At 57.7% G+C, this 19,889-nt stretch carries 21 protein-coding genes; 12 read left to right on the forward strand and 9 right to left on the reverse strand.

All coding sequences use genetic code 11. The features are described 5' to 3' along the window. Positions 1-182 precede the first annotated feature (182 nt). Positions 183-1,106, forward strand: a complete 924-nt coding sequence (locus tag CPY64_RS13310; RefSeq protein WP_042489325.1) for an NAD(P)-dependent oxidoreductase — start codon at positions 183-185, stop codon at positions 1,104-1,106. Position 1,107: 1 nt separating this feature from the next. On the opposite strand, the gene CPY64_RS13315 is transcribed toward CPY64_RS13310, so the two are convergent. Genes CPY64_RS13315 through CPY64_RS13325 form a run of 3 tightly spaced genes read right to left on the reverse strand, consistent with a single transcriptional unit; the run spans position 1,108 to position 3,861 of the window. Next, a complete protein-coding gene (locus CPY64_RS13315; RefSeq protein ID WP_042489322.1) occupies positions 1,108-2,631 on the reverse strand; it encodes a sensor histidine kinase in 1,524 nt (507 codons plus the stop codon). Then, entirely contained in the window at positions 2,628-3,314 is a 687-nt protein-coding gene (locus CPY64_RS13320) for a response regulator (RefSeq protein WP_042489319.1), read from the reverse strand. Before CPY64_RS13320 ends, CPY64_RS13315 begins: the two co-directional genes overlap by 4 nt. Beyond that, a complete protein-coding gene (locus tag CPY64_RS13325) occupies positions 3,295-3,861 on the reverse strand; it encodes an RNA pyrophosphohydrolase (protein ID WP_042489316.1) in 567 nt (188 codons plus the stop codon). The genes CPY64_RS13320 and CPY64_RS13325 overlap by 20 nt, the downstream gene beginning before the upstream one ends. Positions 3,862-3,925: 64 nt before the next feature. Here CPY64_RS13325 and CPY64_RS13330 point away from each other — a divergent pair, with 64 nt between their 5' ends. The 9 genes from CPY64_RS13330 (at position 3,926) to CPY64_RS13370 (ending at position 12,109) form a co-directional block, all read left to right on the forward strand. After that, the gene (locus CPY64_RS13330; RefSeq protein ID WP_042489313.1) at positions 3,926-5,662 is read left to right on the forward strand and encodes a proline--tRNA ligase; all 1,737 of its coding nucleotides are present in this window, start codon (positions 3,926-3,928) and stop codon (positions 5,660-5,662) included. A 65-nt stretch (positions 5,663-5,727) separates the two neighbouring features. Then, complete coding sequence (ybgC, locus tag CPY64_RS13335; RefSeq protein WP_003805592.1) at positions 5,728-6,153, forward strand: tol-pal system-associated acyl-CoA thioesterase; 426 nt, start codon at positions 5,728-5,730, stop codon at positions 6,151-6,153. A 2-nt stretch (positions 6,154-6,155) separates the two neighbouring features. Beyond that, on the forward strand, positions 6,156-6,830 hold the full coding sequence (tolQ, locus tag CPY64_RS13340) for a protein TolQ (RefSeq protein WP_009454887.1): 675 nt from the start codon (positions 6,156-6,158) through the stop codon (positions 6,828-6,830). Continuing rightward, positions 6,830-7,276 (forward strand): protein TolR, encoded by a 447-nt coding sequence (gene tolR / locus CPY64_RS13345; protein ID WP_009454886.1) that lies wholly within the window; start codon positions 6,830-6,832, stop codon positions 7,274-7,276. The genes tolQ and tolR overlap by 1 nt, the downstream gene beginning before the upstream one ends. A 50-nt stretch (positions 7,277-7,326) precedes the next feature. Next, on the forward strand, positions 7,327-8,445 hold the full coding sequence (gene tolA / locus CPY64_RS13350) for a cell envelope integrity protein TolA (protein ID WP_042489309.1): 1,119 nt from the start codon (positions 7,327-7,329) through the stop codon (positions 8,443-8,445). 15 nt (positions 8,446-8,460) lie between these two features. Continuing rightward, a complete protein-coding gene (tolB, locus tag CPY64_RS13355; protein WP_009454880.1) occupies positions 8,461-9,771 on the forward strand; it encodes a Tol-Pal system beta propeller repeat protein TolB in 1,311 nt (436 codons plus the stop codon). Positions 9,772-9,805: 34 nt separating this feature from the next. Then, complete coding sequence (gene pal, locus CPY64_RS13360) at positions 9,806-10,309, forward strand: peptidoglycan-associated lipoprotein Pal (RefSeq protein WP_009454878.1); 504 nt, start codon at positions 9,806-9,808, stop codon at positions 10,307-10,309. A gap of 216 nt (positions 10,310-10,525) precedes the next feature. Further along, positions 10,526-11,212: a tol-pal system protein YbgF gene (ybgF, locus tag CPY64_RS13365; protein ID WP_042489305.1), complete on the forward strand. Its 687-nt coding sequence runs from the start codon at positions 10,526-10,528 to the stop codon at positions 11,210-11,212. A 90-nt stretch (positions 11,213-11,302) separates the two neighbouring features. Continuing rightward, complete coding sequence (locus CPY64_RS13370; protein WP_042489302.1) at positions 11,303-12,109, forward strand: alpha/beta fold hydrolase; 807 nt, start codon at positions 11,303-11,305, stop codon at positions 12,107-12,109. 117 nt (positions 12,110-12,226) lie between these two features. Here the strand turns inward: CPY64_RS13370 and CPY64_RS13375 are convergent, their stop codons facing one another. Further along, positions 12,227-12,718 carry a copper chaperone PCu(A)C gene (locus CPY64_RS13375; RefSeq protein ID WP_042489300.1) on the reverse strand — a complete coding sequence of 164 codons (492 nt, stop codon included), beginning with the start codon at positions 12,716-12,718 and terminating at the stop codon, positions 12,227-12,229. A gap of 145 nt (positions 12,719-12,863) precedes the next feature. Here CPY64_RS13375 and CPY64_RS13380 point away from each other — a divergent pair, with 145 nt between their 5' ends. Continuing rightward, on the forward strand, positions 12,864-13,301 hold the full coding sequence (locus CPY64_RS13380; RefSeq protein ID WP_042489297.1) for a PaaI family thioesterase: 438 nt from the start codon (positions 12,864-12,866) through the stop codon (positions 13,299-13,301). A gap of 3 nt (positions 13,302-13,304) precedes the next feature. Beyond that, positions 13,305-14,711: an MATE family efflux transporter gene (locus tag CPY64_RS13385; RefSeq protein ID WP_042489294.1), complete on the forward strand. Its 1,407-nt coding sequence runs from the start codon at positions 13,305-13,307 to the stop codon at positions 14,709-14,711. A gap of 242 nt (positions 14,712-14,953) precedes the next feature. Here the strand turns inward: CPY64_RS13385 and CPY64_RS13390 are convergent, their stop codons facing one another. The 5 genes from CPY64_RS13390 to CPY64_RS13410 form a co-directional block, all read right to left on the reverse strand. Then, positions 14,954-16,033 carry a BMP family ABC transporter substrate-binding protein gene (locus CPY64_RS13390; protein WP_042489290.1) on the reverse strand — a complete coding sequence of 360 codons (1,080 nt, stop codon included), beginning with the start codon at positions 16,031-16,033 and terminating at the stop codon, positions 14,954-14,956. A gap of 24 nt (positions 16,034-16,057) precedes the next feature. Continuing rightward, positions 16,058-16,975 carry an ABC transporter permease gene (locus tag CPY64_RS13395; RefSeq protein ID WP_042489288.1) on the reverse strand — a complete coding sequence of 306 codons (918 nt, stop codon included), beginning with the start codon at positions 16,973-16,975 and terminating at the stop codon, positions 16,058-16,060. Continuing rightward, entirely contained in the window at positions 16,975-18,036 is a 1,062-nt protein-coding gene (locus CPY64_RS13400) for an ABC transporter permease (protein WP_042489285.1), read from the reverse strand. Before CPY64_RS13400 ends, CPY64_RS13395 begins: the two co-directional genes overlap by 1 nt. After that, positions 18,023-19,609, reverse strand: a complete 1,587-nt coding sequence (locus CPY64_RS13405) for an ABC transporter ATP-binding protein (protein ID WP_226791381.1) — start codon at positions 19,607-19,609, stop codon at positions 18,023-18,025. Before CPY64_RS13405 ends, CPY64_RS13400 begins: the two co-directional genes overlap by 14 nt. 87 nt (positions 19,610-19,696) lie before the next feature. Then, positions 19,697-19,888, reverse strand: a complete 192-nt coding sequence (locus tag CPY64_RS13410) for a YqaE/Pmp3 family membrane protein (RefSeq protein ID WP_009454854.1) — start codon at positions 19,886-19,888, stop codon at positions 19,697-19,699. Position 19,889 lies beyond the last annotated feature (1 nt).

Genomic DNA, 19,889 nt, shown 5'->3' on the forward strand with positions numbered 1-19,889 from the left:
CATCATAATCCAGACAGGCAAATTCCATTTATTACAGATCTATGTTTGGTTTAGAACATGAGGGGCCTGATGCCGTCAAGCTTCAAACGCCTTGTCGCTTATTCACGCAGGCGACAATCCCGCTTAAAAAGCTGCGCTAAGCTGTACATCCGAACATGATTATTCTTAAGGAGACCCACGCCATGACCCCATCCATTCAGCCAAAACACTATGAACCTGGCAGCCCGCAAAAAGTGGCGTTCATTGGTCTGGGAGTGATGGGCTATCCGATGGCAGGCCATCTGGCTCAGGCCGGCCATCACGTGACGGTATACAACCGCAATCAGGCCAAAGCGGAACAATGGAGCGCGGAATTCAAACAGGCATGGGCGGCCACCCCGGCCCAGGCAGCGGCACAAGCCGACATCGTGATGGCCTGTGTGGGAAATGACGATGATTTGCGCGCGATTTTTCAGGGGTCAGACGGCGCGCTGGCTGGTATGAAAGCCGGCAGCCTGTTTATCGACCACACCACCGCCTCCGCCGAAGTTGCGCGGGAGTTAGGGGCACTGGCCGCCAGCAAGCAGGTCGCATTTGTCGATGCGCCGATTTCCGGCGGACAGGCCGGAGCCCAGAAAGGCATGCTCAGCATTATGTGTGGTGGCCAAACGGAAGATATGGAGCGCGCCCGCCCCCTGATGATGAGCTACGCCCAGGCTTGCACCCTGATGGGGCCATTGGGATCGGGACAGCTATGCAAGATGGTGAACCAGATTGCCGTCGTCGGCCTCTTGCAAGGTCTGGCTGAAGCCATGGCTTTTGGTGAGCGAGCCGGGCTGGATATGGAGCAGGCCCTGTCTGTCCTGACCAAGGGTGCAGCCCGCAGTTGGCAAATGGAAACCAAAGGACCCACGATGCTGGCCAGAGACTTTCAACCCGGCTTCACGGTGAACTGGATGTTGAAAGACCTGGATCTGGTAGAACAGGAGGCTCAGCGCAATGGGGCTCAACTTCCAGCAACCCGCCTGATCCAGGAACAGTTTGCGAAAATTGCCGAGCAAGGCCACCGCGATTGGGATATCTCTACCCTGTTCCATCTGCTGGCCCGCCCAAACAACGCAGCTTGATTCAAGCGCTTTCTGGTTTGGGCGCCTCGGCTTGCAGCAAGGGCAAACGTAGCGTCGCCTTCAAACCGTAGCCGCCCATATCATTGGGTTCGCCATCCGTCAGCACGATTGTGCCGCCATTGCGCTCGGCGTAAGCCAGCGCAATGGCCAGCCCCAGTCCCGAGCCTGAACCCCGCCCACCCTTGCGTGCCGGCCCACCGCGGTCAAAACGTACAAATACACTTTCACGCAAGCTGGCTGCCAGGCCCATGCCATTGTCCGTCACGCTGATCCACGCCTGCTTGTCGTCGTGCCCGGCAGAGACTGTAATCGCACTGCCGCTACCGGCGTGATTGATGGCGTTGTGAATCAGGTTGGAAACGGATTCATGAATCTCGGCATCACTGGCGTAAACCCAAAGAGGTGCTTGCTCCCCATCCTCGCCCGGCCCGATCCAGCCCAGGTCCTGCCGATGCTCGCGCGCCAGGGGCAGGTATTGCAACACGACCTCACGCCCCAAGCTGGCCAGATCCACCTGGCCCTGGCTCATGGTGGTGGTATGGCTGGCGTGGGCCAAAGCCAATAACTGCTCGGTCAGGCGAGTCGCCTGTCCCAGTTGCTTGATAATTGCCCCCAGGGACTCTCGGACACGCTCGATATCCGGCTCGCGGCGAGCGTACTGAGCCTGGGTATGAATGATCGCCAAGGGAGTACGTAATTGATGCGAGGCGTCGGCCAGAAACTGGGCCTGCCTGTCCAGCACGGAACGGTACAACTCAATATGATGGTTGACCGAGCGCACCAAGGGAACGACCTCGCGTGGTACATCGCGCTCGTCCAAAGGCTGCAAGTCGTCCACACTGCGGTTGCGCACTTCCTGACGCAAAGCCTGCAGTGGCCGCAAGGCCCAGGCTACGGCAAACCACACCAGCAGCACAGCCAGCAGCAGCATGCGCAAATTGCGGAAAATGCCTTCGCGCCAGGCTTCTTGCTGGGTACGCAGGCGCAAATCCAGGCTTTCACCCACCATGACCAGAACCTGCCTGTGCTGACCTTTGTAGTGCAGGTCGCGCCACAAGGCCACCATACGAACAGTGTCATTGCGGAAATAGGAGTCGTAGAACACCGGCACGCCCTCATGGTCGGCCAGATTGGAGGGACGCGGCAGCCCTTCCATCCCCAACAAGGTGCGACCTTTTAACTGGTTGGCATCGGCACCACCCAGATTGCGAACCAGAGGGGTGATTTCTTCAACGCGGAAATACTTGCGATTGCCCGGTCTGGACTCCAGCATGACCTGGGCATAAAAAGGTGGATCGATGCGTAAACTGCCATCGGTATTGAACTCCACACTGGTCTCAAGCACCTTGGCCGGTTCCAGCAAGGCACTGTCATACACATTTTCCGTGACGGAGTTCATGGCCCGGTAATCTTCCCAGCTGTCGTACAACAGCAAGGCGACCACCCCCGGTATCAGCAGGACCAGCAGCCAAAAGCGCAAACTGCCTTGCCAGGCATTGGCGGGGGGTGGAGAAGGTGCTGTCATGAAACGCCGGATTCCGCCTCAAGCACTTCCAGCATGTAGCCCAGACCCCGCACCGTCACGATATGCACGTCGCTATTGGCCAATTTCTTGCGCAGGCGGTGCAAGACGACCTCAATGGCATCGGGGCTGGCATCGCTGTCGTGCTCGAACACGCGGGCAAAAAGCTGGGACTTTTCAACCGGCATGCCCGAGCGGCTGATCAGGACCAGCAAGGCCGCATGTTCACGCGGCGTCAAATGCACAATGACGTTATCCAGCAGAAAAGCCCGGCTTTCAGGGTTGTATTCCAGCGAGCCACAACTGACCACCGGGGTCACGCGGCCACGGCTGCGCCGCACCAGCGCGGCAAGACGTGCTTCCAGCTCCTCCAGAGCAAAGGGCTTGGTCAGGAAATCGTCGGCACCCAGATTCAGGCCACGAACACGGTCCTGCAAGGCACCTTGAGCGGTCAGAATCAGCACGGGAGTGTGATCGCCGCGTTCGCGCATCTCGCGCAACAGCACCAGCCCGTGCTTGTCGGGCAGGCGCAAATCCATCACGACCGCATCATACTCATGGGCCGCCAACAACACTTCTGCCGTACGAGCATCGTGAGCGGGATCGGGCAAAAAACCACTTTGCGCCAAGGCCCGCTCCAGCCATGCGGCCATTTCCCGCTCGTCTTCAACCAATAATATGCGCATGATCCCTGCTGTCTACGGTATCGGCATCAACTGCGCTTTGGAGGCGCTGACGTAAATAACGATTTTCCTGGCGCCGCCGGAACAAAATATCCGACAGCTCGTTCAGCGCTTGCTGATAGACTTCCCGCTTGAACTCAATTACTGAATCAAGTGGCACCCAATATTGACTCCAACGCCATGCATCAAACTCCGGCGTCGTGGAAGAACGCAGGCAGACATCGCTGTCCCGCCCGACCAGCCGCAACAGGAACCAGATTTGTTTCTGGCCCTTGTAATGGCCACGCGCCTCCCGACGTACAAAATGATTGGGCACGTTGTAGCGAAGCCAATCTCGCGTCCGGCCTAATATACGGATATGCTCAGGCAGCAAGCCCACTTCTTCGTGCAGTTCGCGGTACATCGCCTGTACGGGTGTTTCACCGTATTTGATACCGCCTTGCGGGAACTGCCAGGCATGTTCCCGAATACGCTTGCCCCAAAAAACCTCGTTCTTGCGATTAACGAGGATAATTCCGACATTAGGACGGTAGCCTTCTCGATCTAACATAGGCCGCCTCTAACGAATTCAATACAATTAGATCTGATTATACGTACCTGACGAGTTCCCTACCATGCATGCTAGCCAGTATCACATTAATACCCTGAAAGAAGCGCCTACCGAGGCCGAAGTTGCCAGCCACCAGCTCATGACGCGCGCCGGCATGATACGCAAAGCCGCCGGCGGCATTTATACCTATATGCCAATGGGCCTGCGCGTGCTGCGCAAGATTGAAAACATCATCCGTCAGGAAATGGACCGCTCCGGCGCCATCGAATTGCTGATGCCGGTGGTCCAGCCAGCCGAACTCTGGGTAGAGTCGGGCCGTTGGGAAAAATATGGCGACGAACTGCTGCGAATCAAGGACCGCCACCAGCGCGACTTCGTGCTGCAGCCTACGTCCGAAGAAGTGATCACGGACATCGCCCGCAACGAAATCCACAGCTGGCGCCAGTTGCCCATCAACTTCTACCACATTCAAACCAAATTCCGTGACGAGCGTCGCCCCCGTTTCGGCTTGATGCGTGGCCGTGAATTCACCATGAAGGATGCCTATTCCTTTGACCGCAACGCCGAAGACGCCCAGGCCAGCTACGACAATATGTATGACGCCTACATGCGTATCTTTGGACGTCTGGGCTTGAACTTCCGTGCCGTGGCCGCCGATACCGGCTCCATTGGCGGGTCGCGCAGCCATGAATTCCAGGTGATTGCCGATACGGGCGAAGACTTGCTGGTTTACAACCCCGACACTGACTACGCTGCCAATATCGAACTGGCGCCCGCCCCTTGCCTGCTGGCCGAGCGCGCCGCTCCTGGCGAAGCCCTGGTCAAGACGGCCACGCCGGAAGCCCCGAAATGCGAGCTGGTAGCCCAGCAACTGGGCCTGGACCTGACTGCCACCGTTAAATCCGTGGTGCTGGCTACTGACCTGGAAGAGGATGGCCAAACCAAGACGACGGTTTACCTGCTGCTGGTTCGTGGCGACCATGAAGTCAACGACATCAAGGTTTCCAAGCTGCCCGGCTTTGAAAAAGGCCACCGTCTGGCAACGGAAGAAGAAATTGTGGCCGTCTTTGGCTGCAAGCCCGGTTATCTGGGCCCGATCGGCACCCGCCAGCCAGTCCAAGTGATTGCTGACCTGACCGTAGCCAACATGAGCGACTTTGTCTGTGGCGCCAACGAAGAAGGCTTCCACTACACCGGCGTGAACTGGGGCCGCGACCTGCCCGAGCCCGTCAAGGCCGACCTGCGTAACGTGGTTCACGGCGACCCGGCTCCCGAAGGCGGCAAGCTGGCCATCCAGCGCGGCATTGAAGTGGGCCACGTATTCTTCCTTGGCGATGTCTACTCCAAGAAGCTGAACGCCACCTTTTTGGAAACTGATGGTAAACCTGCTGTCATGCAAATGGGGTGTTATGGCATTGGCGTCAGCCGTATTGCGGCCGCTGCCATCGAGCAGAACCATGACGAGCGCGGCATGATCTGGCCTCGCGCTCTGGCGCCTTTTGAAGTGGTGATCTGCCCGATCGGCTTTACCAAGAGTGATGCTGTGCGTCAGACTGCGACTGATCTGTACACCCAGCTCAAGGAGCAAGGTGTTGATGTCATTCTGGACGACCGCGATGCCCGTCCTGGCATCATGTTTGCCGACTGGGAGCTGATTGGGGTGCCACTGCGCATTACTATCGGCGAGCGCGGCCTGAAAGAAGGCATGGTTGAAATGCAGGCACGCCGCGACGCCAGCAGCACTAACGTCCCGGTCGAGCAGATTGCTCAGGTCAGCGTGGAGCGTCTGGCCACGCTGTAAGGTCTCCAAGCGGGGCTGGCCTTGGGCCGCCCCCGCCCGCCAACATAAACTCTTTTACGAACGACATGCTTAATGACAAGTGGGACACCCAGGCCAGGCTTGATATTCGCGTATATTACGAGGACACCGACGCCGGGGGGATCGTATATTACGCCAACTACCTGAAGTTCTTTGAACGTGCGCGCACGGAATGGCTCAGGAATTTGGGTGTTAATCAATCCGATGTGGCCGAGCAGAATCAACGCCTGTTCGTAGTCAAGAAGGTTGAAATACAATATCTCAAACCTGCCCGGCTCGATGATTTGATCTCGGTGCGCAGCCGCATTACCCAGCTGGGTTCGGCTACCATCCATTTCGAACAAGGTGCCCTGCGAGGTGGGGAACTGTTATGCCAAAGCACCATCCAAATTGTTTGCGTTGACGCCAACACGCTTCGTCCAAGCAAGCTGGACTCTGATTTACGTACCCTCTTGGAAAAGGTTCAGGACTGACCATGCAAGCTACTAGCGACCTGTCGCTGATTTCGCTACTTCTCGATGCCAGTATTCCCGTTCAGCTTGTCATGCTGATCCTGCTGGGAATCTCGATTCTCTCGTGGGCCTATATTTTCAGTAAACGGGCTGCACTTAAACGCACGCTGGAACAGACCCGCCGTTTTGAGGACGACTTCTGGGCAGGTGGCGATCTGGCTGTGCTTCAGCAATCCATTTCCTCGCGTCGCGCCGAACACGGTGCACTGGCCCGTATTTTTGAAGCCGGCATGACCGAGTTCATCAAGGCCCGTCGCAGCCAAAGCTCGGGCCCTGCCCTGCTGGACGGCCCACGTCGTGCCATGCGCGCCAGCTACCAGCGCGAAATGGATACGCTGGAAACACACCTGAACTTCCTGGCCTCTGCCGGTTCGGTCAGCCCCTACATCGGGCTGCTGGGTACCGTCTGGGGGATCATGCACGCCTTTATCGGTTTGTCTGGCATGCAGCAGGCAACCCTGGCCTCGGTGGCCCCCGGTATTGCCGAAGCCCTGATTGCCACGGCCATCGGTCTGTTTGCCGCTATCCCCGCCGTGGTGGCCTACAACCGCTTTACCAACGAGCTGGACCGTATCTCGATCCGCTTTGACAGCTTTATCGACGAATTCCTGAACATCTTGCAGCGGCAGGTGAACTGATGCCATCGATGCGTGGAAGCACCGGCCGTCACGGCCGGCGCATGAAAAATGAAATCAACGTCGTCCCGTATATCGACGTGATGCTGGTGCTGCTGGTGATCTTCATGGTCACCGCTCCCATGATTACCCCCGGTCTGGTGGAACTGCCTTCGGTAGGCCAAGCCTCCGAAGTGCCTGCCAAGCCGGTGGAAATCCAGGTTGATAAGGACGGCAAACTGGCCATACGCTTGCGCGATGCGGGCTCCGAGTTCATGAACATCGAAAAGTCCACACTGCTCAATGAAGTACGCTCGCGTATGCAGGCCGACAGCCCGGTTGTCATTGCCGCCGACGGCAAGGTTCCCTACGAGACCGTCATGGGCTTGATGGATGAACTGCGCTCCAATGGCATCAACCGCCTGGGTCTGATCGTCGATCGCAATAGCGACCCTGACGCTCGCAAATAACCTCTGGCCGGATAGCGTGCTCGCCGTCCGGCGCGAAAAACCTGAACTGAATGAAGCACAGAACACGCAATACCCGCAATCAGGCGCTGCGCTCGCCTGAGCAAAAGGAAGATCGGCGCGGCTTGCTCATCGCCCTGGGTCTGCACGGGCTGTTGCTGCTCGCCATTTTGGCGGGAGCCCTTTTTTCTGCGCCCAAAACACCAAATGCGGTGCAGGTCGAATTGTGGATGGACGGCGTTGCGCCCGACGCGGCCGTCAATGCTGATCCCGAAGCCCCCGAGGCCGAACCCGAGCCGCAGCCCGAGCCTGAACCGGCTCCAGAGCCAGAACCCACGCCCGAACCGGAGCCCGAACCACCTCCGGCTCCCAAACCGCCCCCTGAACCTGAAAAGGTCACGCCTCCTGCTGAGCCCGAAGTCGATCCAGAAATCGCTTTGGAGCAGGCTCGCAAAGAACGCGAGAAAAAAGAGCGTGAAGAAAAGCTGGAACAGGAGCGTCAGGAAAAACAGCGTCAGGACAAGCTAGCCGCTGAACGACGCGAACGCGAACAGAAGGAAAAGCAGGAACAGGAACGCAAGGAGAAAGCCGAGGCTGAAGCCAAAGCCAAGGCGGAAGCCGACCGCAAGGCCAAAGCAGAGGCCGACGCCAAAGCCAAGGCAGACGCTGAGCGCAAGGCCAAGGCCGATGCTGAAGCCAAGGCCAAAGCGGACGCCGAGGCCAAAGCCAAGGCAGACGCTGAGCGCAAAGCCCGTGCTGAAGCTGCCGCCAAGGCCAAGGCGGATGCCGAACGCAAGGCCAAGGAAGAAGCATTCCGTCGAGCCATGCGTGAAGGCGCCCCAGGTCGTCCTGGTGGTACCGCCGATCGCAACCAGGCCGGTGGCGGCGGTGGTGACGGTGGCTATGCCGCCAAGGTGCGTGCTTGCGTGCAGCCTGGCGTGGTCTACAGCACCCCACCGCGCTCTGAAGTGCGTGGCAATCCTGCACTGCAGTACCGTGTGGACCTGAATGCCGATGGCACGCCCAACCGCGTTCAAATCAAACGATCGTCCGGCATCGCGCAGTTCGATGATGCCGTATCCAAGGGTCTTGCCCGTTGCAGCCCCTTCCCCAAACCGCCTAGCGGAAGCTACCCATCGTATATTGATGGCGAGTACCGTATGTTCGATTAATCAGGAGATTGCATAATGACCGCCGCTACCCCTGCCCTGGCGACCCTGGGTCGTCATTGGCGCGCCACGGCCACCGGAGCGTTTGCCCTGGCCGCTGGCATGTTCGCCAGCCAACCGGCCCAGGCCCAACTGCGGGTCGACATATCGGGTGTGGGTGCTACCCAGTACCCCATCGCGATCGCCGATTTTGCGGATAATCCAGCCAGCCAGTCGCTGGCCGAGGTAATCCGTGCCGACCTGACCCGTTCGGGTCAATTCCAATTGATCAATGCCACTGGTGCTGGTCTGAATGCCGAAAGCACCATTGCCTACGACGAGTGGCGCAATCGTGGTGCCGATTACCTGGCCTATGGTTCGGTTGCCCAGACTGGCGGCCAATATTCCATCAGCTATCGCCTCGTGGATTCGGTCCGTCAAACACAGCTGGACGGCGTGGCGTTTGCGGGCAGCGAAAAAGAACTGCGCCGTATTTCCCACCAGATTGCAGACCGGATCTATGAAAAAATTACCGGCGTACGAGGCGTTTTCTCCACTCGACTGGCCTATGTGTTGCAAACAGGCAACAACTACGAGTTACAAATTGCTGACGCCGACGGCCAAAATCCGCAAGTAATGTTGCGTTCTCGACACTCAATCATCTCTCCAGCCTGGTCTCCTGACGGTAAAAAGCTGGCTTATGTGAGCTTCGAAAACGACAAACCTGTTGTATATGTGCAAACTTTGGCCACCGGCCACCGTGAACCTCTGGCTAATTTCAAGGGCAACAACAGTAGTCCAGCCTGGGCACCGAACGGCAATCAGGTCGCTGTTGTGCTCTCCAGAGACGGTATTTCGCAGATTTACACGCTAAATACGGACGGTTCCGGACTGCGCCGTGTGATGCGCTCGCCCTTGATTGATACTGAACCGAGTTTTATGCCCGATGGCAACTCCCTTGTATTTGTGAGCGATCGTGGTGGCGCTCCCAATATTTACAAAGTAAGCTTGGGTGGTGACGATGCACAGCGCATTACCTTCAACGGGAGTTACAATATTTCACCGGAGGTCTCTGCAGACGGTACTAGGCTTGTATACGTCACACGCAGAAACGGTGCTTTCCGAATTGCCACTCAAGATATGGCATCAGGAGCTGAGCAACTGCTGACGACAGGTCCCGACGATCAGTCTCCGAGTTTCGCCCCTAATGGGATGCAGATCTTATATAGTTCTGTTCAGGGGGGCCGCAGTGTCCTAGCTGTGACATCCGTGGACGGTCGCGTTCGTCAGACCCTCTCGTCTTTGAATGGCAAAGTACGCGAACCCACCTGGGGACCATTTACCAACTGACATCCTGTGTGACTCTTTTTCAAAAGGAATTCAAATGAGCTCGCGCATTCTTAAAAGTCTTACCCTCGCCGTTATGGCTGCCGCCCTTGCTGCTTGCAGCTCGGTTCCTCTGGATCAATCTGGCTCCGGTTCAACCGGCGGTACAGGATCGGACTCTGCCAGCGCAGGCCAGATCATGGACCCCTTCAACCCTCAAAGCCCACTGGCACAACAACGCTCGGTGTTCTTTGACTACGACAGCTACGTCGTTAACGACCAGTACCGTGGCCTGGTAGAAATGCACGCTTCGTACCTGAGCAGCCATCCTCAACAAACCGTACGCATCGAAGGTAATACCGACGAGCGTGGTGGTGCCGAGTACAACTTGGCTCTGGGTCAGCGTCGTTCCGACGCCGTGGCACGCATGCTGGGTCTGCTGGGCGTAAGCAACAGCCAGATCGAAGCTGTGAGCTTTGGTAAAGAGCGTCCAAAAGCCTTGGGTAACACCGAAGCTGATTACGCTGAAAACCGTCGCGCAGACATCGTTTACCAACGATAATTTCTGCATCGACCAAGTGGTTCCGACGCCGTGGCGGTTGTTAACGCCGCGGCGTTTTTTATCGGCAGCACGCCCGATCCACTGAAAATTCGTTATGCTGGACAGCGGGCTCGCCAGGCCGGCACAAAGCCCCCAGATCACAGCCCCCAACAGAGGGGAAACCGGCAGGTGAGGAGCCTGCGCATTGCGGATGCACATTTTTTAACGGACTTCACTATGCACGCTTATAAAAAGCCTTTTCGTCTCGCGACCGTTGCCCTGTTCGCTACGGCCGCCCTGTTCGCCAGCCTGCCGGCCAAGGCCTTTGCCGATGACGAGGCCCGACGCGCCATTTTGGAGCTGCGGCAGCAAATTCGTCAGATGAACGAGCAAAACACCCAGGCTCGCCTGCAGTTGGCTGATCAAATTGATACCCTGCGCTCCGAGGTTGTATCGCTGCGTGGCCAAGTTGAAAAACTGAGCTGGCAAGCCAGCGGCCAGGGCCAGAACAATGCGCCTGCCGGACAGCAAAGCCCGCATGCCGCAGACCCACAGGAACAAGCCGTCTTTGACAGCGCCATGGACGCCTACCGCGCTGGTCAATACAAACCCGCAGCCGATGCTTTTGCCGGCTTTCTGGCCGCCTACCCCTCCAGCGTTCTGGCTGACGAGGTGCGTTTTTACGAAGGCAGCAGCCTGTACGCCGTCAAGAACTTCAAGGCCTCCATCCAGAAGCTTCAGGCTTTTGTGAAAGCGTCCCCGCAAAGCCCACGCGCAGCTGACGCCCTGATGGTGACGGCCTCCAGCCAGATCGAGCTGAACGATCTGAGCGGCGCCAAGACCACTTTGCAGCGCATCGTCAAGGACTACCCACAATCTGAAGCGGCCGAGACTGCGCGCAGCCGCCTGAAACTGCTGGAATAAGTAGCCAGCGCGTAATGCCACACGGACCGGGTTCAGACCCGGTCTGTTTTTTTCAGGTGATCGATCCTTGCCTGACTTTTACTGCTTGCCATGACAAACCCTTTCGCCGACATCTCCACGCGTGAACTGACCGCACAAGCTTATCGCCATACCTTTGTAGATCAGGGGCAAGGCACGCCCGTTTTGCTGATACACGGTTCCCTGTGTGACTGGCGCTACTGGCGCTGGCAGATCCCCGCCTTTGCCACCCAGTATCGGGTTCTGGCTCCCAGCCTGCGCTCCTACTGGCCCGGTGCGCCCAGCCCCGGCAACTTCAGCACGGCGCAACACGCCCAGGACTTGCAGGCCCTGCTGGACCAGCATGTTCCTGATGAGAAGGTGCATATCGTGGGTCACTCTCGCGGTGGTCATGTTGCCCTGCTGCTGGCTCAAAGAATGCCCGGGCAGGTAGCCAGCCTGACCCTGGCGGATCCTGGCTTTCCGACTCCCGGTGCCTACTCCTATGCTCCTTTGTTCCAACAAGTGGCCGAACGCCTGGAACAGGGCGACCGCGATGGTGCCATGGCTCTGTTCGTAGATACGGTCAATGGCTCAGGGACCTGGAAGCAAATGACGCGCTGGTTCCGCGAGATGATTCAGGACAACGCCCACACCATGCTGGAGCAACAGCAGGAGCCCAACCAGGGCCCGGATCTGGACTGGCTCAAGCAACTGGCTGCTCCGCTAAGTTTCATCACGGGCGAGAACAGCCCCACACGCTACCACCACTGCATGGATATCATTCGCCAGCACCGGCGTGAGGATCAGATGCACCGTATCCCTCTGGCGGCCCATGGCATGAATCTGGCCAATCCCAAGGCCTTCAACCAGGCGGTGCTGACAGCGCTGCAAGCCTGAACACGAAAACAGAACTGGCCGCTTGATTGAACTGCTCCCAAAAAATTAAACAGCATCCAGGCTTTTTCGGGGTCAATTCAAATACGGCCAGCTTTTATATAGAAGCGCCTGTCTGAATCAGTAGGCCTGTGTCTTGGCGGGACGCAGTTCGCACTCGGCCTGGACCTGTGTATCGTCAGACAAATGCAGGCTCAAGATAATGCGTTCGCCCAAAGACAGATCTTCTTTGGCTTGCCCCAGCATCACATGAAAAGCACCGGGTTTCAGGCTGAGTTTTCCACCTGCCGGAATCTCCACCTCGGAGGCATGCGACATGCGTGACATGCCATCGTGCTCGGTAGTCTGATGCAGCATCACATGCCCGAAGGACAAGGTGCTGGCTCCCACTAAAGCCACGCTCTGCTCGCCCTTGTTTTCCAGTTCCAGATACGCAGCCGAAGGAGCGGGCTCCGGGAGCATGCGCACCCAGCATTGGCTGGCATGAACCTGTGTGCTCAAGGCACGTACCGCTTCGGGCATGCCATGACCATGGCCTGCATGCCCTTGTGCCATCACGGTGCCCGTCGATGCCAGCAAACCCAAGGCAAGAACAATTGCGCTGCGTTTCATGATGCTCCTCGCTTGTTTTTGATTGATTGGAATGAGACCAGCCCTGAACAGCCGGGTGCCGAACTACCCCGATACGCGGGTCGATCTGATACAGTACCAGCCAGTATGCCTTTCTTACAACGGCCTTCTTTTCAGTGACGACGTCATGACCAGCCCACATTCTGCACCCGAACCCAAAATCGATATTGTTCAGTTTCGTGATCTTCTAGAGCGTCTGCACCCTTTTGCCGCCGTTCTGGGTATTGATGTCGTACACATTGGCCACGACAACGCCTGTTTGCGCTTGCCCGAGCGCAATGCCCACCAGCGTATGGGTGGCATGGTGGCAGGCCCCATGCTGATGGGGCTGGCTGATCTGGCCTTGTATGCCGCTGTTGTGGGTGCGACGGGCAATCCCGATGCCGTCACCTCCAGCCTGACCATCAACTTCCTGCGCAAGGCCCCTCCCGGCGATATTCTGGCTCATGCCCGAATCCACAAGACTGGCCGTACCTGCGCGGGCGATGTTCTGCTGGAGCCTGCCAACGGTGGCCCGGCGGTCGCACAAGTTATCAGCACCTGGTCCCTGCCTCGCGCCAAATAAACCATGTTTGCAAAGTCTCAAACTACCGGCCCGAGCCAGCTCTGGCTGGCGGAGTTGCAATCCTCCCTGCGTTTGGGCGGCCCTCTGATTCTGACCAATCTGGCTCAAGTCAGCCTGTTGGCAACCAACCTGATTTACATGGGCCGCCTTGGCCCTGATGAGCTAGCCGCCGGATCCCTGTCCGCCAGCCTGTATCAAGCTTTCATGATCTTCAGCATGGGGCTGGTATCTGCTGTCGTTCCCATGCTGGCCACTACGTTGGGACGGCGACTGCGCAATGTACGCGAGTCCCAGCAAATCATTCGCCACGGTTTTCTGACGGCGTTGCTGATTACCTTGCCCGCCTGGATGGTGCTGTGGAATGCCGAGCACATCTTGCTGGCGATGGGCCAGGACCCGGTAGTCGCGGCGCGCTCCGTCACCTATATGCATACCCTGCAATGGGCCTTGCTGCCCTATCTGGGCTACATCGTGCTGCGCTCCTTCCTGGCGGCCATGGAAAAGCCGGGATGGACCCTGGCGGTGGCCATTACGGCTATTGGCATCAATGCCATACTGGGCTGGCTCCTGGTCTTTGGCAATCTGGGCATGCCCGCCATGGGGTTGGCGGGTGCGGGTCTGGCGACCACCTTGTCCAGCATCTTCATGTTTGCAGCCCTGAGCTGGGTGGTACTGCGTGATCCGCGCTTTAGACGCTACTACCTGTTCAACGATGCGTGGCAATGGAGCCTAAAGCACCTGTGGAAGATGTGGGCGCTGGGCATTCCGATTGCGATTACCTTCACCCTGGAAACTCTGGTCTTTTATGCCGCCGTCATGATGATGGGCGTGCTGGGGCAATCGGATCTGGCCGCGCACGCGATTGCCATGCAGATCTGCTCGGTGTCCTACATGATTCCTTTGGGCTTCAGCCAGGTTGCCACCATCCGTGTAGGGCTGGCCGCAGGCCGGGTCGATCCGTTGGGTGCGCGTCGTGCCGGCTGGATTTCCTACATTCTGGGGGTGGGCTTCATGGGACTGGCGGCCCTGGTGTTCTGGTTCGCCCCCTTGACCCTGATTGGTCTGTTCCTGGATCTGGATGTCCCTGAAAACCAGGCCGTTATTCAGCTGGCCATTACCTTCCTGGCACTGGCCGCCCTGTTCCAGATCAGTGATGGCGCTCAAGCCGTCGCTGCGGGGATGCTACGCGGCCTGCATGACACACGCATACCCATGTTGCTGGCCTTGTTAGGGTATTGGGTGCTGGGTGTTCCTACGGGCTCTTTGCTGGCTTTCCAGTTCAATATGGGCGGGACGGGAATCTGGATCGGGCTGGTAACAGGTTTATCGGTGGTTGCCGTGCTCATGACGCTGCGCTGGATGCGGGCATCGACACGCTTGGGACGCAAGCGGCCTGCACAGGCAGCATAGTTCTGAGGTCGGTTCCATAGATCGATTTTGCAGGTCGACTCTGTATTCTGGCTCTGTATTTCAGCTCTGTGCATCAGACTTGTCTTCCTGAACGGATGACAAACCAGACCCGGAACAAACACCGAACCAGCTCAGACTTGAACCAGGCAACAGCCTGAAAAGCGACACAGTCCACCTATAACAAAGCCCTTTGTCGGAGAATCCGACAAGGGGCTTTGTTTATCTACAGACTGCGGGGCAGCTTACTGCTTGGGCAGTTTGCTGGCCACGCCTTCCACGTAGTAATCCATGCGGTTCAACGCATCGTCATCCAGAAAACCGGATTCCAGACGTACCTTGCCGTCGTTGTCCTTGATCGGTGCGGCAAAAGGCTGCAGCGTGCCAGCCTCGATCTCGGCCTGTTTGGCCAGAACGAACTCCTTCACGTCAGCAGGCACTTCAGGACCGAAGCCTTCCAAAGCTGCCATACCGGACTTCAGGCCACCCCAGGTGCTGTCGTTCTGCCATTTACCATCCAGAACTTCAGTGGCTTTGCGAGTGAAGTAGTCACCCCAGTGGTGCGTCACAGCAGCCAGCTGGGCTTTAGGACCGAACTTGCTCATGTCGGAGTGGTAAGCAATCGCGTACTTGCCCGCTTCTTCAGCTGCCTGCACGGTAGCAGTGGAGTCGGTGTGGTGAGTCACCACGTCTGCGCCCTGACCCAGCAAGGTCACAGCCGCATCACGCTCTTTACCTGGGTCATACCAGCTATTGGCCCAAACCACGCGCACCTGGGCTTCGGGGTTCACGCTCTTCAAACCGATGGCGAAGGCGTTGATACCTTGCAGCACTTCAGGAATGGGGTGAGCCCCCACGTAACCGACCACATTGGATTTGGTCATTTTGCCAGCCAGCACGCCAGCCAGGTAACGGGACTCGTAGAAACGGGCGTTGGTGGTCGCCACGTTAGGAGCCGTCTTGTAGCCGGTGGAGTGGACAAATTTCACGTCAGGAAACTGCTTGGCCACTTTTTGCGTCTGGTTCATGTAGCCAAACGAGGTCGTGAAAATCAGCTTGTTGCCTTGCTGGGCCAGATCGCGAATCACGCGCTCTGCGTCAGCACCTTCAGGCACGTTTTCCACGTACTGAGTAACCACACGGCCTTTCAGGGCCTCTTCCATTTCAAGACGGCCAATATCCTGCTGCCAGGTCCAACCGGCTTCACCGATAGGGCTGACATACACAAAACCGATTTTCAGGGGTTCTTGATCGTTTGCCTGAGCGGACACAGGCAAGGCGGCCAGGGGGGAAGCGATGGCAGCGGCCATCAGGGCCTTGCGCATAAAGTTTCCAGTCATGTCAGTCCTCTAGTTGTTGGGATTGAAGTTTTTGCCAAGCGATGCAGGCATATTCAACCTGATCCAGTTAGCGTTTCGGGAAATTAAAACCAGCACAATAATCGTGGCCAGATACGGCATCATGGCCAGCAATTGCGAGGCTACCGGAACACCCAGAGCCTGCGCATGATAGGTCAGGATCGTGACCCCACCAAACAAGTAAGCGCCCAGCATCACGCGCCAGGGACGCCAGGTTGCAAAGGTCGTCAGTGCCAGGGCAATCCAGCCACGCCCGGCGACCATATTCTCTACCCACATGGGTGTGTAGACCAGACAGATGAAGGCACCGGCCAGACCGCAGCAGGCACCGCCAAACATCAAGGCCCCCAGGCGAATGTAGCGCACGTTGTAGCCCAGCGAATGGGCCGAAGCGGGCGACTCACCCACGGCGCGCAAGACCAGGCCAGACCGTGTACGAGCCAGGAACCAGGCCACGGCAATACACAACACCCAGGACACATAGACCATGTAATGCTGCTGGAAGAACGCAGGCCCGATCAGCGGAATGTCTTTCAAAACCGGAATGGACAGCTTGGTGACAGTCAGGGAATTGCCGGTGAAAGGCAGGCCGATATAGGCGGAGGCCCCTACCCCGAAGAGCGACAAGGCCAGGCCACAAGCCACCTGGTTGGCCCCCAGCCAGACCGTCAGCCAGGCAAAGGCAGCGGCCATCACGGCTCCCACAACGGCGCCCAGCACAAAGCCCAACGCAGGGCTGCCCGTCTGCACGGCCACGGCAAAGCCCACAATGGCCGCCATCAGCATCATGCCTTCCGAGCCCAGATTGATGACACCCGATTTTTCATTGATCAGCAAACCCAAGGCTGCCAGGAGCAAAGGGGTGCCTGCGTTGATGGTTGCGGCTAGCAAAGGTGCAATCGCGTCCATTACTTTCTCCAGACCAAACGCTTGGTGATGAGCACGTCACAAGCCAACAAGGAAAACAGGAGGATGCCCTGGAAAATGCCGGTAATTGCATTGGGCAGACCCAAACGACTTTGGGCCAATTCCCCACCGATATAAAGCAAGGACATCACAAAAGAGGAAAATATCAATCCCAGCGGGTGCAGTCGCCCCACAAAGGCCACGATAATGGCCGCAAAACCATAGCCGGGAGAAATCGAAGGGGTCAGTTGCCCAACCGGGCCCATGACTTCTGCGGCACCCGCCAGCCCAGCCAATGCCCCCGAAATCAGCAAGGAGCTCCACAAGGCTTTACGGGAGGAAAAGCCGGCATACCGAGCTGCCAAGGGAGCCATGCCGCCCACTCGCAGACGAAAACCGGCCATGCTTCGTGTCAGAAAGAGCCAGGCAGCCACCGAAGCGATCAGCGCCAGCACAATACCGCTATGCAAGCGAGTGCCGGGCAAGACGGCGGGCAACAGGAAGCCATCCGAAAACAGGCTGGATTGCGGAAAGCCGAAACCATCAGGATCACGCAAGGCACCGTGTACCAGATAGCTGAGCAGGTGCTGGGCCACATAGACCAGCATCAGGGACACCAGAATCTCGTTGGCATTGAAACGGTCTTTCAAGAAAGCCACAATCGCGGCCCAGGCCATGCCACCGAGCATGCCGCAGGCCAGGGCGACGCTAATCAGAAAAAAGCCACCGTTATCGCCATTGTCTACCTGCAGGACAAAAGCCCCGGCTGCCAGCGCTCCCATCACCAACTGCCCTTCTGCCCCGATATTGAAGATATTGGCCCGGAAGCAAATTGCCAGGCCAACAGAAATCAGCAGCAGAGGAATCAGCTTGACGCCCACCTCGGCCCAACCATTCAGGTCACGCAAAGGCTCCAGAAAAAATACGTTCAAGCCCGCCAAAGGGTTTTTGCCCAGCGACCAGAACAAGGTTCCGGCGACCACCATGGTCAACAAGACCGCCAGCAAAGGCGAACACCAGGCCATCAAGGTGGAGGGCGTGGCACGAGTCTCAAGCCTGAACATGCTCACCCTCCTCCCACAAACCGCTCATCCATTGCCCAATCTGATCAACACTGGCTTGCGCCACGGGAATAGAGGGAGACATACGACCTTTGGAGATAACAATCAGGCGATCAGCAATCGCAAACAATTCATCCAGCTCTTCGGAGATCACCAGCAAGGCGCAGCCTGCATCGCGCAAGGCCAGCAACTCGGCGTGAATCTGGGCAGCGGCCCCCACGTCCACTCCCCAGGTTGGCTGGGCAATCATCAGAATGCGCGGCTGGCGAGTCACTTCCCGACCAATAATGTACTTTTGCAGATTCCCGCCCGACAGGCTGTTGGCAGCGGCCTGCTCGTTGGAGGCCTTGACGCGGAAACGCTTGATAATCCCTCCCGCCAGACGGCGGATACTGGGAAAGCGCAGAAAACCACGCTTCACCGTTTCCGGGTTTTGATGAGACAGCAGCAGGTTTTGAGCCAGAGACAACTCCGGCACAGCACCGCGTCCCAAACGCTCCTCGGGGACAAAACCCATACCCTGGTCACGTCGCCAGGCCGCATCACGCTGGGCAATCGCCTGGCCATCCAGCAAAATCATGTCTGCCTGCGCACGGGTATCTTCACCCGACAAGGCCGCCAGCAACTCCTGCTGACCATTACCGGAAATACCGGCTACCCCCAGAATTTCACCCTGGTGCAGATCAAAACTGACATCCTGCAATTCACAGGCAAAAGGATGGGATTTGCTCAACTGCAGATTACGTACCTGCAAGAGCGTGCCGCCTTGTTGCATGCTGCGTTCACCCAGAGACTGGGGCTCGGCACCAATCATCAGGCGCGACAGGCTGGCCGTGGTTTCCTCACGAGGATCGCAATAACCCGTGACCTTGCCCATGCGCATGACCGTACAGGCATTGCACAATTCGCGAATTTCATCGAGCTTGTGGCTGATATAGACAATGCTGCAACCTTCTGCGGCCAGTTGGCGCAAGGTGCCGAACAAACGGCGCACAGCCTGCGGCGTCAGCACTGACGTGGGTTCGTCCAGGATCAGCAGCTTGGGCTTGCCCAGCAAGGCCCGCACAATTTCCACCCGCTGGCACTCGCCCACGGACAAGGTGTGAATGTGACGTTGCGGGTCCAGATCCAGCCCGTACTGGCTGGCAGTCTCGCTAATGCGGCCCGCCAGCTCCTGCATATTGGTGGAAGCAGGCAAACCCAGCGCAATGTTTTCCGTGACAGTCAGGGTGTCAAACAAGGAAAAGTGCTGGAACACCATGCCAATGCCCAATTGTCGGGCTGCAGCCGGGCTGCTGATCTGAACGGGCTGACCGTCCCACAGAATCTGACCCTGATCCGGTTTGACCACCCCGTAAATAATCTTCATCAGGGTGGACTTGCCTGCGCCATTCTCCCCCAGCACGGCGTGAATCTGCCCCGGAAGGATAGACAGGGAAATATTGTCATTGGCCACCACCGCGGGATAGGCCTTGGTGATATTGCGAAGTTCGAGGCGTGGCACAGCCTTGGGGTCTGGGGATACCGTTTGCTCACCGGACTCAGAAGAATGGCCCACGGGAGACGATGGGGTCATGGCTGTATCAGCAAAAAAATATAAAACGCCCGAGCAAGCGCTGCATGGCCTGCTCAGACGTACAAAAAGGGAAGAAGAACCTGGGGCTTAACGCTTGCCCAAGGCTTGCTCTATTTTCTTATCAGTCTTGTATTGGCTAAGAGAATATACCGCCCAAATAGCGGCAGGAATCCATCCAATGACGGTCAACTGCAAAATCAGGCAAATAATGCCTGCTACAGGCCGACCAATCGTGAAAAAAACCAGCCATGGCAACAGCAGTGCGATCAGTAAGCGCATG

This window comes from Alcaligenes faecalis, from assembly GCF_002443155.1.
Taxonomy (GTDB): domain Bacteria; phylum Pseudomonadota; class Gammaproteobacteria; order Burkholderiales; family Burkholderiaceae_B; genus Alcaligenes; species Alcaligenes faecalis.

Bases quoted from the DNA above. Each gene is read 5' to 3' on its own strand.
- CPY64_RS13310 (WP_042489325.1), top strand. From the start codon at position 183: ATGACCCCATCCATTCAGCCAAAACACTATGAACCTGGCAGCCCGCAA.
- CPY64_RS13315 (WP_042489322.1), bottom strand. From the start codon at position 2,631: ATGACAGCACCTTCTCCACCCCCCGCCAATGCCTGGCAAGGCAGTTTG.
- CPY64_RS13320 (WP_042489319.1), bottom strand. From the start codon at position 3,314: ATGCGCATATTATTGGTTGAAGACGAGCGGGAAATGGCCGCATGGCTG.
- CPY64_RS13325 (WP_042489316.1), bottom strand. From the start codon at position 3,861: ATGTTAGATCGAGAAGGCTACCGTCCTAATGTCGGAATTATCCTCGTT.
- CPY64_RS13330 (WP_042489313.1), top strand. From the start codon at position 3,926: ATGCATGCTAGCCAGTATCACATTAATACCCTGAAAGAAGCGCCTACC.
- ybgC (WP_003805592.1), top strand. From the start codon at position 5,728: ATGCTTAATGACAAGTGGGACACCCAGGCCAGGCTTGATATTCGCGTA.
- tolQ (WP_009454887.1), top strand. From the start codon at position 6,156: ATGCAAGCTACTAGCGACCTGTCGCTGATTTCGCTACTTCTCGATGCC.
- tolR (WP_009454886.1), top strand. From the start codon at position 6,830: ATGCCATCGATGCGTGGAAGCACCGGCCGTCACGGCCGGCGCATGAAA.
- tolA (WP_042489309.1), top strand. From the start codon at position 7,327: ATGAAGCACAGAACACGCAATACCCGCAATCAGGCGCTGCGCTCGCCT.
- tolB (WP_009454880.1), top strand. From the start codon at position 8,461: ATGACCGCCGCTACCCCTGCCCTGGCGACCCTGGGTCGTCATTGGCGC.
- pal (WP_009454878.1), top strand. From the start codon at position 9,806: ATGAGCTCGCGCATTCTTAAAAGTCTTACCCTCGCCGTTATGGCTGCC.
- ybgF (WP_042489305.1), top strand. From the start codon at position 10,526: ATGCACGCTTATAAAAAGCCTTTTCGTCTCGCGACCGTTGCCCTGTTC.
- CPY64_RS13370 (WP_042489302.1), top strand. From the start codon at position 11,303: ATGACAAACCCTTTCGCCGACATCTCCACGCGTGAACTGACCGCACAA.
- CPY64_RS13375 (WP_042489300.1), bottom strand. From the start codon at position 12,718: ATGAAACGCAGCGCAATTGTTCTTGCCTTGGGTTTGCTGGCATCGACG.
- CPY64_RS13380 (WP_042489297.1), top strand. From the start codon at position 12,864: ATGACCAGCCCACATTCTGCACCCGAACCCAAAATCGATATTGTTCAG.
- CPY64_RS13385 (WP_042489294.1), top strand. From the start codon at position 13,305: ATGTTTGCAAAGTCTCAAACTACCGGCCCGAGCCAGCTCTGGCTGGCG.
- CPY64_RS13390 (WP_042489290.1), bottom strand. From the start codon at position 16,033: ATGCGCAAGGCCCTGATGGCCGCTGCCATCGCTTCCCCCCTGGCCGCC.
- CPY64_RS13395 (WP_042489288.1), bottom strand. From the start codon at position 16,975: ATGGACGCGATTGCACCTTTGCTAGCCGCAACCATCAACGCAGGCACC.
- CPY64_RS13400 (WP_042489285.1), bottom strand. From the start codon at position 18,036: ATGTTCAGGCTTGAGACTCGTGCCACGCCCTCCACCTTGATGGCCTGG.
- CPY64_RS13405 (WP_226791381.1), bottom strand. From the start codon at position 19,609: ATGACCCCATCGTCTCCCGTGGGCCATTCTTCTGAGTCCGGTGAGCAA.
- CPY64_RS13410 (WP_009454854.1), bottom strand. From the start codon at position 19,888: ATGCGCTTACTGATCGCACTGCTGTTGCCATGGCTGGTTTTTTTCACG.